The sequence below is a fragment of the Nocardia salmonicida NBRC 13393 genome (assembly GCF_001613085.1).
Taxonomy (GTDB): Bacteria; Actinomycetota; Actinomycetes; order Mycobacteriales; family Mycobacteriaceae; genus Nocardia; species Nocardia salmonicida.
Genome location: NZ_BDBR01000005.1, coordinates 197,910 through 212,008, shown reverse-complemented (window position 1 = coordinate 212,008; position 14,099 = coordinate 197,910). Strand labels below are relative to the sequence as shown.

The following is a 14,099-nucleotide window of genomic DNA, read 5'->3' as shown; positions in this document are numbered from 1 at the left end:
GTCGCTAGACTTCCGCCAGTGAGTAAGTGGACTGTCGCCGACCTGCCGGACCAAACCGGTCGCACGATCATCGTCACCGGTGCCAACAGTGGTCTCGGCGCCGCCACCGCGCGGGCGCTGGCGGCGGCGGGTGCGCGAGTGGTCCTGGCCTGTCGCGATACGGCCAAGGCCGAGCGGGTAGCCGCGGGGATGCGCGGCGAGACCGAAGTCCGTGAACTCGACCTGGCGAACCTGAATTCGGTGCGCGCCTTCACTGATTCGATCGAACGCGTCGACGTGCTGATCAACAACGCGGGTGTGATGGCGCTACCGCTGCGCCGCACCGCCGACGGCTTCGAGATGCAGTTCGGCACCAACCACCTCGGTCACTTCGCGCTCACCAACCTGCTGCTCGACCGCATCACCGATCGGGTGGTGACGGTGTCGAGCGTGGCGCACCGCATCGGCAGGATCGATATTGCCGACCCCAACTGGGAGCAGCGCCACTACGACCGCTGGCTCGCCTACGGTCAATCCAAGCTGGCCAACTTGATGTTCGCCTTCGAACTACAGCGTCGCCTGGCCGGTGAGGGCGCCGCGGTGATCTCGGTAGCCGCCCACCCCGGTTACGCCGCGACCGAACTCATGTCGCATACCGAGACCGTCCAGGACGCGGTCATGTGGCTGGGCAATCGAATGCTCGCCCAGGACGCCCACCAGGGCGCGCTGCCCACGCTGTTCGCCGCCACCGCCGAGGTGAAGGCGGGCACGTTCTACGGCCCCGACGGTTTCCTCGGCCTGCGCGGCAACCCCGCCCGTGCGGGCAGCGCGCCCACGGCGCGCAATCGCAAGGTCGCGGCCGAACTGTGGGAGCTCTCCGAGAAGCTCTGCGGCCTGATCTGATTTCGTGATAGACGTCACAAGGCGTCACACCGCGAACGGCTACCTCGTCGTCCTTGTGAACCCCACGACGAAGGAGTCATCATGGAAGCGCGCTTCAACCTCTACGGCAACGCCATCGCCGCGAGCTTCAGCAAGCGAATGATCATGGCGGGCAAGGTCATCGACGATTCGCCGCTGCCCAAGTCCACGTATGAACTGGTGAAGATCCGGGCCTCGCAGATCAACGGGTGCAGCTACTGCGTCGACATGCACACCAAGGACGCCGCCCACGCCGGTGAGACCGCGGTGCGGATCAACCTGGTCGCCGCCTGGCGAGAGGCCAATGTCTTCACCGAGCCGGAACGGGCCGCCCTCGCCCTCACCGAGGAAGCGACCCGCACCGCCGACGGCGGACATGTCAGCGACGACACCTTCGCCCAGGTTCGCAAGCACTACGACGACGACCAGATCGCCGCCCTGATCGGTGCCATCGCGATCATCAACGCCTGGAATCGTCTCAACGCCATCGCCCACACTCCCGCCGGTGACTACGTCCCCGGTCAGTGGAGCTGATCAACGGAATAGATGCCCGTGCTCGGCCGCCCACTGCGCGAAGGTGCGCGCGGGTCGGCCGAGCACCTGCTCCACCGTCGGGTCGACCGTGTACGACTCGGGACTGTGATGCGCCGCACGCCCGCGTCGACCGCCTTGCCGATCAGCTCGGCGCCGACGGCGGCGAGTCCGTTGGTCACCGTCACGTGCAGTCGATGACCTTCTCGTCGGCGCGGGCGGGTGCCGCGATGTGACGGTCCACACTCCCGGCAACCGTGACAGGCCTTTCGACGTTTTACCGGTGGTACAGTCCATCCCATGCAGCGCGCATATTTCTGGTTTAGCTATCCGGCCCTGGGTGGGCCGGTCTGCGACCCTGCGCGCTGACTTCCTCCACCTCGAGCCGGATAACGCCCGGCTCGACGGTAGCGATTTCCGTGGGTCGGCCTCTTAACGCAAAGGACCCACATCTCATGACCACCGCAGCCGATGTCGACTCGCGGCATTCTGATCTCGACGACCAGCGCACCCTCAGCGTGAGCCCGCTGCGCTCGCCCGCCGAGGTCCGCATGGTTCACCAGATCACCGATGCCCTCGCCGACACCGTACGTTCGGGCCGCAAGGCCACCGTCGACGTGCTCAACGGCGACGACGACCGCCTCATGGTGATCGTCGGCCCGTGCTCGGTGCACGACCCCGTCGCCGCGCTGGAATACGCTCGCAAGCTGGCCGAGAAGGCCGCCGAGCTCAGCGACCGGCTGCACATCGTGATGCGCGTGTACTTCGAGAAGCCGCGCACCACGCTGGGCTGGAAGGGTCTGATCAACGATCCGCACCTGGACGGCTCGTTCGACGTGAACACCGGCCTCGGCATCGGCCGCAAGGTGCTCGTCGACATCACCGCCCTCGGCCTGCCGGTCGCGTGCGAGTTCCTCGACCCCATCACCCCGCAGTACATCGCCGACCTGGTCTCCTACGGCGCGATCGGTGCCCGCACCGCCGCGAGCCAGGTGCACCGGCAGCTGTCCTCGGCGCTGTCGATGCCGGTGGGCATCAAGAACGGCACCGACGGTGACGTGCAGGTCGCGGTCGACGGTGTGCGCGCCGCCGCCGCCAGCCACGTCTTCCCCGGCACCGACCTCGACGGCCGCTCCGCGCTGATCCGCACCTCGGGCAACCCCGACTGCCACGTCATCCTGCGCGGCGGCAGCAACGGCACCAACTTCGACGCCGCCTCCTGCGCCGAGGCCAAGCTGCGGCTGGAGAAGTCGTCGCTGGCTCAGCGCCTGGTCGTCGACGCCAGCCACGGCAACAGCAACAAGGACCACAACAAGCAGGTCGACGTCGTCACCGATATCGCCGACCGGATCGCCGCGGGCGAGCAGGGCGTGGTCGGCGTGATGCTGGAGTCGTTCCTCGTCGCGGGCCGCCAGGATCTGACCCTCGGTAAGGCCGACGATCTGACCTACGGCCAGTCCATCACCGACGCGTGCATCGACTGGAACACCACCGCCACCCAGCTCGACCGGTTGGCAGACGCCGTGGCCGCGCGCCGCGGCTAGTTCTTCGATCGACAGTGCGGGCCTCGGATTCCGGGGCCCGCACTGCTGTGTCTACTGGTTCTGCACCGCGAGTCGCCCCGCGAGAGCGACGAAGGAGACGCCGAACACCCGCCGCATCCACCGGACCACCACCGGGCGCGACAGCACATAGGTGCGCATCGCGGCGGCGACGCGTCGTACCGCTTCGCACCGCGATGACATGGTCGGCCGCCGTCGGGCGGTGGAAGCGTCGGGCAGGCGGAGCGGCAGACTGGTCGGTGATGAAGCTTCCCGAACTTCCCGACCTGCCGGTGCGACCGGAGCTGGAGCGGATCACCGCGACGTTGGCTGATCGCGGGGTCGCGGTGCTGGTCGCGCCGCCGGGTACCGGTAAGACCACGTTGGTGCCGTTGGCGCTGGCGGCGGGGTCGTCGGGGCGCATCGTGGTGGCGGAGCCTCGACGGTTGGCGGCGCGGGCGGCGGCTGCGCGGATGGCGGCGTTGTTGGGGGAGCGGGTGGGGGAGACCGTGGGGTACGCGGTGCGAGGGGATCGGAAGGTGGGGGCGCGCACGCGGGTCGAGGTGGTGACCTCGGGGTTGCTGGTGCGGCGGTTGCAGCAGGATCCCGAGTTGGGCGGGGTGGGGACGGTGGTGCTCGACGAGTGTCACGAGCGGCATCTGGACGCGGATCTGTTGCTGGCGCTGTTGCTCGACGCGCGGTCGGGATTGCGGCCGGATCTGCGGGTACTCGCCACATCGGCGACCGTCGCGGCTGATCGGCTCGCGGTCCTGCTCGGCGGGGACGAGGAGCCCGCGCCGGTGGTCGAGGTTCGTGGGCGCGCGTATCCCGTGGAGATCGGGTACGTGCCGTCGCTGCCGCGTGAGCGGATCGAGGGGCAGGTGGCGCGGGCGACGCGTGGCGCGCTGGCCGGAACAGACGGTGACATCCTGGTTTTCCTGCCCGGCGTCGGCGAGATCAACCGGACGGCGGGATTGTTGCGTGACCTCGACGGGGTCGATGTGGTCCCACTGCACGGCAGGCTCGCCGGCGCTGCCCAAGACCTCGCGCTGCGGCCGGGATCGCGGCGGCGCGTCGTCTTGTCCACCGCGGTAGCCGAATCCAGCCTCACCGTCCCTGGCGTGCGCGCGGTCGTCGACTCCGGCCTGTCCCGCGTCTCCCGTGTCGATCACCGCCGTGGCCTGTCCGGCCTCGCGACAGTGCGTGTTTCGGCCGCGGTCGCCGAACAGCGCGCGGGCCGCGCGGGCCGAGAAGCCCCCGGCCACGCCTGGCGCTGCTGGCCCGAATACGAGCACCAAACCCTGCCCGCCTATCCCGAACCCGAGATCCGCACCGCCGAACTCACCCGGCTCGCACTGGAATTGGCCTGCTGGGGCACACCCGACGGCACCGGCCTCGCCTGGTGGGACGCCCCGCCGGAAGGCGGCCTCGCCGCGGCCCGAACCGTCCTGCACGCACTCGGCGCACTCGATCATTCCGACCACATCACCGCCCGCGGCAAGGCCATGGCTGCCCTCGGCCTGCACCCGCGCCTCGCCCGCGCTCTCCTCGACGGCACCGGCCGAGTCGGCGCGAAGGCCGCCGCCGAAATGGTGGTCCTGATGGACGACGACTCGCTCGCCAACACCGTCGACGCCACGGCAGCCCTGCGCACCCTGCGCACCGAACGCCCACCCCGTTGGTCCCGCGAAGTCCAACGCCTGACGCGACTCGTCACGACCACATCGAGCGATCGTGTCGGCGAGGTCGGGAACGAGAGTGGTGGATCGGGAACAGATGTCGCGGCCCTGTTGATCGCGTTGGCGCAGCCGGAGCGGTTGGCTCGTCGGCGGTCGAGTGGGTCGTCGACCTATCTCATGGCGGGCGGCACCGCCGTGACACTGCCGCCGGGTTCCGGTCTGGCGGCGGCGGAATGGCTCGCGGTGGCCATCGCCGATCGTGATCCGGGACGGGCCGAGGGGCGAATCCGCCTGGCGGCCATCGCCGATGAAGACCTCGCTCGGGAGGCGGCACCGGGGTTGGTGGTCGTGGCCGATGAGGTGCGATGGGACGGCGGGGATGTGGTGGCTCGCCGGGCGGAGCGGTTGGGCGCGATTCTTTTGTCGGAGAAGGTGATACGCCAGCCGGATCGGCATTTGGTGGAACAGGCTGTGCGGCAAGGACTTCAGTCGGAAGGTCTCGGTCTGCTGCGGTGGAGCGATGACGCCCGTGGTCTGCGGCAACGGCTGGACTTCCTGCACCGGACCCTCGGCGCACCATGGCCCGCTGTCGACGACGACACGCTCCTCGCCGACCTCGACACCTGGCTCGGCCCCGAACTGTCCACTGCCCGACGCCGTTCCGACCTCGCCCGCATCGACGCGGGCACCGCGCTTCGTCGTCTGCTCCCGTGGCCCACCGCCGCCCGCCTCGACGAGCTGGCCCCCGAACGCCTGGAAGTCCCCTCCGGCAGCCGAGTCCGCCTCGACTACTCCACCGACCAGCCCGTTCTCGCGGTCAAAGTCCAGGAGATCTTCGGCTGGACCGACCCGCCCACCCTCGCCGACGGCCGCGCCCCCATCCTGCTGCACCTGCTCTCGCCGGCCCAGCGCCCCGTCGCCGTCACCGCGGACCTACCCTCCTTCTGGAAGAACGGCTGGCCCCAGGTCCGCGCCGACCTGCGCGGGCGCTACCCCAAGCACGCCTGGCCCGAAGACCCCACCACCGTCGTCGCCCACCGAGGCACCGCTCGCCGAGCCACCCGCCCGAACTGACTCCGATCGTCAGGTCAGTGGCGTGGCTCGGGCGGCGAGGAGGGTATCGGTGGTGACGGCGCCGAAGCCGGCCACCCGTCTACCGGCTCGGCCGGGTCGGTGGGGAGTCGGGCCGCGAGCCACTCGTCGACCCGGGCGCCGCGCTGCACCCCGCCCGAGCGGGCCAGTCCTTCGTAGTGGAAGCCGTTGCGTCTGACGACGGCGGCCGAAGGAATATTGCCGACTATCGCGCGCCAGGTGATCCGGTCCAGCGCGAGACCGTCGGGGGCGAAACCGAAATCGCACACCAGGGTGATGGTGCGTGACATCAGGCCGCGCCCGCGGTGGTCCGGGGTGAGCCAGAAGCCGATCTCGCAGGTGCCCGGCCCGCGCGTGTGCAGGCCGACCATCCCCTCGACCTGCCCGTCCTCGGCGGTCCGGATCGCCCAGACCGGCGCATTGCCCGCCCAGCCGGGAGCGACGACGCGGTCGAGGAACTCCTCGGTATCGCCGCGCTGATACGGCACGGGAACAGTGGTCCAGCGCTGCACGTCGGGGTCCTGACAGCACTCCACGATGCGGTCGATATCGGCCCCGGTCGGACGGGTGAGCCAGACGGTGCCGTCGGTGAGCGTGTGCTCGTACATCCGGCCATCTTGACAGTCGGCGCCGAAATTCTCGCCGGATTTTCAGGGCCTGCCCGCGCCCGGCGCGGGCGCGGGAAAGGCGACGACCTGTCCCGTCGGTCCGGTCGCCTCGGCGTCGCCCCAGCTCTGTCCGACGACGTACAACCGCGGATCCGCGCCTCGGCTGAGCGTGCACGAGAACGCCCCACGGTCGAGTCGGACCTGCGCCGACACCTCGCCGCCTTCCCCGACTCGGACACAATGCTGATTGCCCACGTCCGCGTACCAGATCTGACCGTCGGCATCGAGGCAGATGCCGTCGGGGTGATCGCCCGGGGTCGCCGCCCACACGCGCCGATTGCTCAGCCCACCGTCGGCCGCGATGTCGTAGGCGGTGAGCTGCTCGGCATAGGACTCGGCCACGATCAGCGTCGAACCGTCGGGGGTGATCGCCATGCCGTTCGGAAACGCGAGTCCGTCGGCGACCTGGCGCACCGCACCGGCGGGCGTGACGCACGCGATGAAGCCGGGCACGAACTCCCCGCCGGGGAAATCGAAGCCGATGCTGTTGACATAGGCATTGCCGCGCTCGTCGATGACGATGTCGTTCCACGGCTTGTCCGACATGGGCGAGAGGTCGGCGTAGGCCACGAGCGACCCGTCGGGGTCGCGCCGAAGCAGCCGCCGGGCGGCGGAGTCGACGATCACCAAGCGTCCATCGGGGAGAAAATCGATGCACATCGGAAACGACGGAACCTGGACGACGACCTCTGGGCGGTGATCGTTGTCGAGGACGATCACCTGGTTCGCGCCCCAGTCCGAGAACCACAGTCGCCCGTCGTGCCAGCGCGGTGACTCGCCGAACACGATTCCCTCCAGCACGATCTCAGGTGTACTCATCAGCTCGTCCTCCGTAGTCGGCAGTAGTAGTACAGACGAGATGAAGTGTGCGGAATCACCGGTGTCCGACCCATGAGGCCGGGCGCGGTGGGGTACTCCGTAGGATCTTCCTCGATGGTTTCCCCGTTTCTCGCAGACCTGTTCGAATCGCATCGAACGCACTTGCTTTCGGTCGCCTACCGGCTCACCGGAAGCGTCGGCGACGCCGAGGACGCGGTCCAGGAGAGCTGGCTACGCATGGCCGGGGTGCACCAGTCCGAGATCGACGACCTGCGCGCCTGGCTCACGACGGTGGTCAGCCGAATCTGCCTCGACCACTTGCGAAGTGCCGCGGTCCGACGCGAAACCTATGTGGGGCAATGGCTTCCGGAGCCGATCGTGTCGGCGGCGATGTCGTCACGCACCCCGGATCCCCTGGATGTCGTGGTCCGCGATCAGGACAGCCGGATGGCGGCGATGGTGGTGCTCGACGCGTTGACGCCGCAGCAGCGGGTCGCGTTGGTGCTGCACGAGGGACTCGGCGTGCCGTCCGACGAGATCGCCGAGATCCTCGGCGTCTCCGCCGATGCCGCGAGGCAGTTGGCGGTGCGTGCGCGTCGCGCGGTGGCGAGGGCGCCGGAACCGGTCACCGACGAGGTGCACGATCAGGCGGTGCAACGGTTTCTGGCCGCGCTGGCCACCGGCGATGTCGCCGCGGTCGCCGCCACGCTGCACCCGGACACGACCTTCACGGCCGATGCAGGCGGCTCCACCGAGACGGCACTGAATATCGTTGCCGGACAGGACAAGGTCGCCCGGCTGGCGCTCGGCCTGTGGCGCAAACACCAGGAAGAATCCGGCCTGGACATGGCCATGGCCGCGGTGAACGGGCAATCGGGCCTGGTATTCACCGACCCGAACTCACCGTTCGGGCGCCCGGTGCGGGTGCTCGCGTTCTCGGTGCGAGATGAAAAGATTTGGGCGACTTACGATTTCGCCAACGTGGTGAAACTATCCGGCGCCCGTCCCCGCTGACCCCGCAGCACCGCAAAAGGTTTGCGGGGGTCAGCGGTTCGCTTCACAGCGCCGGGCTGATCTGCACAGCGACACGGACTACGTCGCATCGCTGAGGGCTAGGGGTAGGTGGAGCCCCAATTGTGATCGCCGGTAGACGATCCGAGGTTGAAGTCCCCGGTCGAGGAGCCCATGTTGTTGTCCGGCGTCGCCGAACCCGTGAACCAGTCGACGATCGGACTGGCGACGTGGTCGTGGATGAATCGCAGGGCCGAACCGGCTACCTCCGACGCAGCCGGTTGCAGGATGAAGTCGAGCAGAGGTGAGGCCATGTGAGCCCCTTTCGATATACCACCACGCAGTGGTGTGTGAGGTAGAACACGGCGAGGCTAGCTGAGGTTGGGGAAACGCACAATAGCGCAGGTCAACACAGGAAAACGTTTGTGAAACATGCGTGTTCGCTATCGTTCGGCAACGTGGTGGAATAGTGGGATACGCTGCGAAGATGCCGCCTGTGCCGCCCACCGTCGCCCGCCTGCGCCCCTTCGGATCGACCATCTTCGCCGAGATGACCGAGCTGGCCGTCCGTCACGACGCGGTGAATCTGGGCCAAGGCTTTCCCGATACCGACGGGCCGGTGGGCATGCTCGACGTCGCGCGCGCGGCCATCGCCGACGGACTCAATCAGTACCCGCCCGGCCGCGGAATGCCGGTGCTGCGCCAGGCGATCGCCGACGACCGAGCCCGCCGCTACGGCACCGCCTACGACCCGGCCACCGAAATCCTGGTGACCGTCGGCGCGACCGAGGCGATCAGTGCCGCCGTACTCGGTCTGGTGGAGCCCGGCCATGAGGTGGTGCTGATCGAGCCGTACTACGACTCCTACGCCGCCGCGATCGCCCTCGCCGGTGCGCGGCGACGGACGGCTCGGCTGGTGCCCGACGGCGACCGATTCGTGCTCGACCTGGAGAGTCTGCGGGCCGCGCTCACACCGAAAACCCGCATGCTGGTGGTCAATTCGCCGCACAACCCCACCGGTGCGGTGCTCGACCGAGCCGACCTCACCGCGATCGCCGAACTCGCTGTCGAACACGATCTGCTGGTGCTGACCGACGAGGTGTACGAGCATCTCGTCTACGACGGCGCCGAGCACATCAGCATCTCCACGCTGCCCGGGATGCGCGAGCGGACCATCGTGGTGTCCAGCGCGGCGAAGACTTTCAATGTCACCGGGTGGAAGATCGGTTGGGCGTGCGCGCCCGCACCACTGCTCGACGGTGTACTCGCGGCCAAGCAGTTCCTCACCTTCGTCGGCGGTGGGCCGTTCCAGCCTGCCGTCGCGCACGCGATCAACGAGGAATCGGACTGGGTACTCGCCCAGCGTGACGGGCTGGGCGACAAGCGAACGCGGCTGTCGGAGGCGTTGCGCGACACCGGTTTCACGGTCTCGGCCAGCGACGGCGGCTACTTCGTCTGCGCCGATATCCGGCCGCTCGGCGCCGAGGACGGACTGGCGTTCTGCCGTGAACTCCCGGCGCGACTCGGCGTCGCCGCCGTGCCGGTCAGCGTCTTCGCCGACCACCCCGCGGACTGGAAACACCTGGTGCGCTTCACTTTCAGCAAACGCGACGAGACGATCGACGAAGGAATCCGCCGACTCCGAACCGGCACCACAGTGCACTGACCCGAGCCGGATGCCCCTGGTCCGGTGAAACTGGACGACCAGAGTCAGTCACGCGCGTGGCGGGCCAGCGGCGCATGCCACTGATAGTGCCGAGCCAGCAGCCGAAACCCCACCGCCCCCGCGGCGGCGAGTAGTCCCGTCCACGCTTGGTACAGGTCGAACGACAGCAGCGCGGCGGTAGCGGCAGCCCCGAACAGGGCTGGGATCGCGTAGAGGTCCTGGTCCGGGCGTAGGACGGTGGGCACCTCGCCACTGAGCACATCGCGAATCACCCCGCCGCCGATGGCGGTCGTCATCCCGAGGAGGGCGGCGGTGGGTGCTCCGAGTCCCGCCGAGTCGGCGATCACGGTCCCGGTGACGCAGAACAGCCCGAGCCCGATCGCGTCGGCGATTTCGAGCGGCCCCTTGGTGAGACGGCGCGACGGCGCGATGAAGTACAGGACCAGCGCGGTCAGTATCGACGCGGACAGATAGGTGAGGTCGGTGAACGCGGCCGGCGGAGTTCGCCCGATCAGCAGGTCGCGCACGATGCCGCCGCCGAGCGCGGTCGCGCACGCCATCACCACCATCCCGAACAGATCGAGCCGCTTGCGCACCGCGACCAGTGCTCCCGACGCGGCGAAGGAGATGACTCCCATCATCTCGCCGCCCCGATGCACCGCGTTCACCGCCGAATCCAGCTCGCTGACCGAAGGCCCGGCCAACGCCGCCACCAGCACACCCACGCTCACCACGCACTCCATTCGCCTCGCTGCTCCGAAGCAGCGTGACACGCAGGAGCGCGGCGCCGGCGACCGGTCCCCGGCGGCGGAGACATGGATCTCAGGCGGGGGTGGGGCGGGCCTTGTCGGTGGCGAGGAGGACGGCGATGGCGCCGAGGGCGGTGCCCATGAGGTAGCGCTGGGTGCGCAGCCACAGCGGGCGCGCGGCGAGGAAGGTGGCCAGGCCCGCGGCGCCGAGGACGATCATGGCGTTCACCGTGAGGGCCACCGTGATCTGGATCGCTCCCAGCGACAGGCTCTGCAGCCAGAGGGCGCCGCGAGCGGGGTCGACGAACTGGGGGATCAACGCCATGTACATGATCGCGATCTTCGGGTTGAGCAGGTTGGTGGCCAATCCCATCGTGAACAGTCGCCGCGCGGGGTCGTGCGGCAGGTCGGCGGGCGCGAACACCGAGACCCCGCCCGGCCGGATCGCCTGCCAGGCCAGCCACAGCAGGTAGGCCGCCCCCGCCAGCTTCACCGCCAAGTACAACCCGGGAACAACCGCGAACACCGCCGTGATCCCCGCCGCGGCCGCCATCAGATAGACCCCGAACCCCGCCGCGACCCCCAGCAGCGAGATCATCCCCGCTCGACGCCCCTGCGCGACGGTGCGCGAGACCAGATACATCATGTTCGGTCCCGGCGTCAGCACCATGCTGAGCGCCGCCGCCGCAACCCCGAGAACTGCCGTTGTCTGAAGCATGCACTGAGTTTGCGCCGGTCAGCGAGGCTTTGTCGCGGTCCAGTCGGCACCTGCTGGACCCCGGCCGACCCTCGCTTGCCGCACCACTGAAGAGTTGCTCCGGATACTCTCCGCCCAGGTCATGTCGGTAACGGTCCGTACAATTGATAAAGCTGCCCCACCGGACACCTCCGGATCGGGGCAGCCAGCAAGTTCCCGCCCACAGGCGAAGTCTTACGCGCCGTTCGGGTGACAAGGCCCCGAACGACGCGGCTCCGGCCGCCCATGAACACAGGAGCAACGTGTGACCGACGGTCCGCTGATCGTGCAAAGCGACAAGACCCTGCTGCTCGAAGTCGACCACGAGCTGGCAGGCAACGCTCGGCAGGCCATTGCCCCGTTCGCGGAGCTGGAGCGCGCGCCCGAGCATGTGCACACCTATCGGATCACGCCGCTGGCGCTCTGGAATGCCCGCGCGGCCGGCCACGATGCCGAGCAGGTGGTGGACGCGCTGGTGAACTTCTCGCGGTACGCCGTGCCGCAGCCGCTGCTCGTCGACATCGTCGACACGATGGGCCGCTACGGCCGATTGCAGCTGGTCAAGCATCCAGCGCACGGCCTGTGCCTGATCAGCCTGGATCGCGCGGTGCTCGCGGAAGTGCTGCGGCACAAGAAGATCGCACCGATGCTGGGTGCTCGCGTCGATGAAGACACCGTGATCGTGCACCCGTCCGAGCGCGGTCACATCAAGCAGATGCTGTTGAAGATCGGCTGGCCCGCGGAGGACCTGGCCGGTTATGTCGACGGCGAGGCGCACGACATCGGCCTCGATTACACCGAGGGCAAGTGGCACCTGCGCGACTACCAGGAGATGGCCGCCGACTCCTTCTGGGCGGGCGGTTCCGGTGTGGTCGTGCTGCCGTGTGGCGCGGGCAAGACGATGGTCGGCGCGGCCGCGATGGCCAAGGCGAAGGCCACCACCCTGATCCTGGTCACCAATACCGTGGCAGGCAGGCAGTGGCGGCGCGAACTGCTGGCGCGCACCACGCTCACCGAGGAGGAGATCGGCGAATACTCCGGCGAGCGCAAGGAGATCCGCCCGGTCACCATCGCCACCTACCAGGTCATCACGCGTAAATCGAAGGGTGAGTACAAGCACCTCGAGCTGTTCGACAGCCGCGACTGGGGCCTGGTGATCTACGACGAGGTGCACCTGCTGCCCGCGCCGGTCTTCCGGATGACCGCCGACCTCCAGTCGCGCCGCCGTCTCGGTCTCACCGCCACCCTGGTGCGTGAGGACGGCCGCGAGGGCGACGTGTTCTCGCTGATCGGCCCGAAGCGCTACGACGCCCCGTGGAAGGACATCGAGGCGCAGGGCTGGATCGCACCGGCCGACTGTGTCGAGGTGCGGGTGACGCTCACCGACGCGGAGCGGATGGCCTACGCCGTCGCCGAGCCGGAGGAGCGCTACAAGCTGTGCTCCACCGCGCGCACCAAGATCCCGGTGGTCGAGTCCATCCTCGCCCGCCACAAGGGCGCGCCGACCCTGGTGATCGGCGCCTACCTGGATCAGCTCGACGAGCTCGGTGTCGACCTGAACGCTCCGGTTATCACCGGCGCGACCAAGAACCGGGAACGTGAGGCGCTGTTCGACGCCTTCCGCTCCGGCGAGGTCCCGGTGCTGGTGGTGAGCAAGGTCGCCAACTTCTCCATCGACCTCCCGGAAGCGTCTGTGGCGGTGCAGGTTTCGGGTACCTTCGGCTCCCGTCAGGAAGAGGCACAGCGCCTCGGTCGACTGCTGCGGCCGAAACAGGATGGGGGGCAGGCCCATTTCTATTCGGTGGTCGCGCGCGACACGCTCGACGCCGAATACGCCGCGCATAGGCAGCGCTTCCTCGCCGAGCAGGGCTACGCCTACCGCATCGTCGATGCCGACGACCTGCTCGGTCCGCCCATCGGCGACGGCGTGTAGCACTGTTCGCCAGGTCAAAGGGGGGTAGCGTGCGATGTGCGAACCCCTCGGCAGATAAGTGGAGGCAATTCCTCCGCAACTTGTGCTAGGAAGGAAGGCGTGCGCCGCTTCGAATTCGTGGTCGACCGTGAACACGCTCATGCGGTCAATGAGACGTTCACCGGGTTGCGCAGGTTGCGCCTGGTAGCACTGCTGGTCGCCGGTCTCGCCGTGGCGGCCACGGCGGCGCTGGTGTGGAGCGGGCAGGCGTGGGGTTTTCTGCTCGCGGTGGTGTGCGTGCTCGTCGCGGCCATCGCGCTGTGGGTGGCATTGTGGACGCCGCACCGTTCCAGCATCGAAAAGCTCTACCACGACGGCGTTCTCGTACCCGCCGTCGTCAGCGATGCCGAGCCGGGCGGCATCGTGTTGCTCGCCCTGGTCGATATCGCCGAACCCGCCGCCTCGGAGCGCAGTTGGGCGCTGATCACCCGCAAGGTGCGCGCGCTGCCCGGTCACACACCGCAGCGGGGTGAGCGAGTGCCCGCCGTCGCGGTGCGCACCGATCGCGCCCCTCGCCAGGTCGGCGAACGGTGGCAGCTGGTCACGGCGATGCCGATCGCCTGGGGCACGCGGGACGACGCGGTGATCGAGCGGGCCTGCGACGCCATCAACGAGGTCGAATGGCGGCTGCTCACGCAGAACCTGGTGCTGGCCTCACGGGTGAAGCGCACGGCGACCAAACGCCTGCTGCTCGACCCGCAGCAACTGCCCACCGACCTGGGCTAGGCGTACCGC

The 14,099-nt window shown here is 68.7% G+C and carries 14 protein-coding genes; 8 read left to right on the top strand and 6 right to left on the bottom strand.

Annotated features, from left to right (window positions below; translation table 11 throughout):
- The first annotated feature begins 18 nt into the window (after window positions 1-18).
- From NS1_RS06595 to NS1_RS06580, 3 genes are all read left to right on the top strand, one after another.
- Window positions 19-882: an oxidoreductase gene (locus tag NS1_RS06595; protein ID WP_062982598.1), complete on the top strand. Its 864-nt coding sequence runs from the start codon at window positions 19-21 to the stop codon at window positions 880-882.
- Between the two features lie 81 nt (window positions 883-963).
- Window positions 964-1,434 carry a carboxymuconolactone decarboxylase family protein gene (locus NS1_RS06590; RefSeq protein WP_062982596.1) on the top strand — a complete coding sequence of 157 codons (471 nt, stop codon included), beginning with the start codon at window positions 964-966 and terminating at the stop codon, window positions 1,432-1,434.
- Between the two features lie 452 nt (window positions 1,435-1,886).
- A complete protein-coding gene (locus tag NS1_RS06580; protein WP_062982592.1) occupies window positions 1,887-2,975 on the top strand; it encodes a 3-deoxy-7-phosphoheptulonate synthase in 1,089 nt (362 codons plus the stop codon).
- A 51-nt stretch (window positions 2,976-3,026) separates the two neighbouring features.
- On the opposite strand, the gene NS1_RS38895 is transcribed toward NS1_RS06580, so the two are convergent.
- On the bottom strand, window positions 3,027-3,176 hold the full coding sequence (locus tag NS1_RS38895; RefSeq protein ID WP_174562630.1) for a hypothetical protein: 150 nt from the start codon (window positions 3,174-3,176) through the stop codon (window positions 3,027-3,029).
- A 59-nt stretch (window positions 3,177-3,235) separates the two neighbouring features.
- Between NS1_RS38895 and hrpB the strand changes: the two genes are divergently transcribed.
- Window positions 3,236-5,725, top strand: a complete 2,490-nt coding sequence (gene hrpB / locus NS1_RS06575) for an ATP-dependent helicase HrpB (protein WP_062982590.1) — start codon at window positions 3,236-3,238, stop codon at window positions 5,723-5,725.
- Between the two features lie 14 nt (window positions 5,726-5,739).
- On the opposite strand, the gene NS1_RS06570 is transcribed toward hrpB, so the two are convergent.
- Together NS1_RS06570 and NS1_RS06565 are read right to left on the bottom strand one after the other, a co-directional pair.
- On the bottom strand, window positions 5,740-6,351 hold the full coding sequence (locus NS1_RS06570) for a GNAT family N-acetyltransferase (RefSeq protein WP_062982588.1): 612 nt from the start codon (window positions 6,349-6,351) through the stop codon (window positions 5,740-5,742).
- Window positions 6,352-6,393: 42 nt separating this feature from the next.
- Window positions 6,394-7,230 carry an SMP-30/gluconolactonase/LRE family protein gene (locus NS1_RS06565; RefSeq protein ID WP_062982586.1) on the bottom strand — a complete coding sequence of 279 codons (837 nt, stop codon included), beginning with the start codon at window positions 7,228-7,230 and terminating at the stop codon, window positions 6,394-6,396.
- Window positions 7,231-7,344: 114 nt separating this feature from the next.
- On the opposite strand from NS1_RS06565, the gene sigJ reads away from it, so the two are divergent.
- Window positions 7,345-8,244 (top strand): RNA polymerase sigma factor SigJ, encoded by a 900-nt coding sequence (sigJ, locus tag NS1_RS06560; protein WP_062982584.1) that lies wholly within the window; start codon window positions 7,345-7,347, stop codon window positions 8,242-8,244.
- A gap of 98 nt (window positions 8,245-8,342) precedes the next feature.
- Here sigJ and NS1_RS06555 read toward each other — a convergent pair whose 3' ends face one another.
- A complete protein-coding gene (locus NS1_RS06555; protein ID WP_056818652.1) occupies window positions 8,343-8,555 on the bottom strand; it encodes a hypothetical protein in 213 nt (70 codons plus the stop codon).
- Between the two features lie 173 nt (window positions 8,556-8,728).
- On the opposite strand from NS1_RS06555, the gene NS1_RS06550 reads away from it, so the two are divergent.
- Window positions 8,729-9,907, top strand: coding sequence for a pyridoxal phosphate-dependent aminotransferase (locus NS1_RS06550; protein WP_062982852.1), 1,179 nt, complete (start codon window positions 8,729-8,731; stop codon window positions 9,905-9,907).
- A gap of 44 nt (window positions 9,908-9,951) precedes the next feature.
- Here the strand turns inward: NS1_RS06550 and NS1_RS06545 are convergent, their stop codons facing one another.
- Window positions 9,952-10,650: a trimeric intracellular cation channel family protein gene (locus NS1_RS06545; RefSeq protein ID WP_165610338.1), complete on the bottom strand. Its 699-nt coding sequence runs from the start codon at window positions 10,648-10,650 to the stop codon at window positions 9,952-9,954.
- Window positions 10,651-10,729: 79 nt separating this feature from the next.
- Window positions 10,730-11,374, bottom strand: a complete 645-nt coding sequence (locus NS1_RS06540; protein ID WP_062982582.1) for a LysE family translocator — start codon at window positions 11,372-11,374, stop codon at window positions 10,730-10,732.
- Window positions 11,375-11,657: 283 nt separating this feature from the next.
- Between NS1_RS06540 and NS1_RS06535 the strand changes: the two genes are divergently transcribed.
- Together NS1_RS06535 and NS1_RS06530 are read left to right on the top strand one after the other, a co-directional pair.
- Complete coding sequence (locus tag NS1_RS06535; protein WP_062982581.1) at window positions 11,658-13,325, top strand: DNA repair helicase XPB; 1,668 nt, start codon at window positions 11,658-11,660, stop codon at window positions 13,323-13,325.
- A gap of 99 nt (window positions 13,326-13,424) precedes the next feature.
- A complete protein-coding gene (locus NS1_RS06530; protein ID WP_062982580.1) occupies window positions 13,425-14,090 on the top strand; it encodes a DUF3239 domain-containing protein in 666 nt (221 codons plus the stop codon).
- Window positions 14,091-14,099: the final 9 nt, after the last annotated feature.

Excerpts from the sequence above, each read along its gene's own strand:
- NS1_RS06590 (WP_062982596.1), top strand. The coding sequence starts at position 964 with ATGGAAGCGCGCTTCAACCTCTACGGCAACGCCATCGCCGCGAGCTTC.
- NS1_RS06580 (WP_062982592.1), top strand. The coding sequence starts at position 1,887 with ATGACCACCGCAGCCGATGTCGACTCGCGGCATTCTGATCTCGACGAC.
- NS1_RS38895 (WP_174562630.1), bottom strand. The coding sequence starts at position 3,176 with ATGTCATCGCGGTGCGAAGCGGTACGACGCGTCGCCGCCGCGATGCGC.
- hrpB (WP_062982590.1), top strand. The coding sequence starts at position 3,236 with ATGAAGCTTCCCGAACTTCCCGACCTGCCGGTGCGACCGGAGCTGGAG.
- NS1_RS06570 (WP_062982588.1), bottom strand. The coding sequence starts at position 6,351 with ATGTACGAGCACACGCTCACCGACGGCACCGTCTGGCTCACCCGTCCG.
- NS1_RS06565 (WP_062982586.1), bottom strand. The coding sequence starts at position 7,230 with ATGAGTACACCTGAGATCGTGCTGGAGGGAATCGTGTTCGGCGAGTCA.
- sigJ (WP_062982584.1), top strand. The coding sequence starts at position 7,345 with ATGGTTTCCCCGTTTCTCGCAGACCTGTTCGAATCGCATCGAACGCAC.
- NS1_RS06555 (WP_056818652.1), bottom strand. The coding sequence starts at position 8,555 with ATGGCCTCACCTCTGCTCGACTTCATCCTGCAACCGGCTGCGTCGGAG.
- NS1_RS06550 (WP_062982852.1), top strand. The coding sequence starts at position 8,729 with ATGCCGCCTGTGCCGCCCACCGTCGCCCGCCTGCGCCCCTTCGGATCG.
- NS1_RS06545 (WP_165610338.1), bottom strand. The coding sequence starts at position 10,650 with ATGGAGTGCGTGGTGAGCGTGGGTGTGCTGGTGGCGGCGTTGGCCGGG.
- NS1_RS06540 (WP_062982582.1), bottom strand. The coding sequence starts at position 11,374 with ATGCTTCAGACAACGGCAGTTCTCGGGGTTGCGGCGGCGGCGCTCAGC.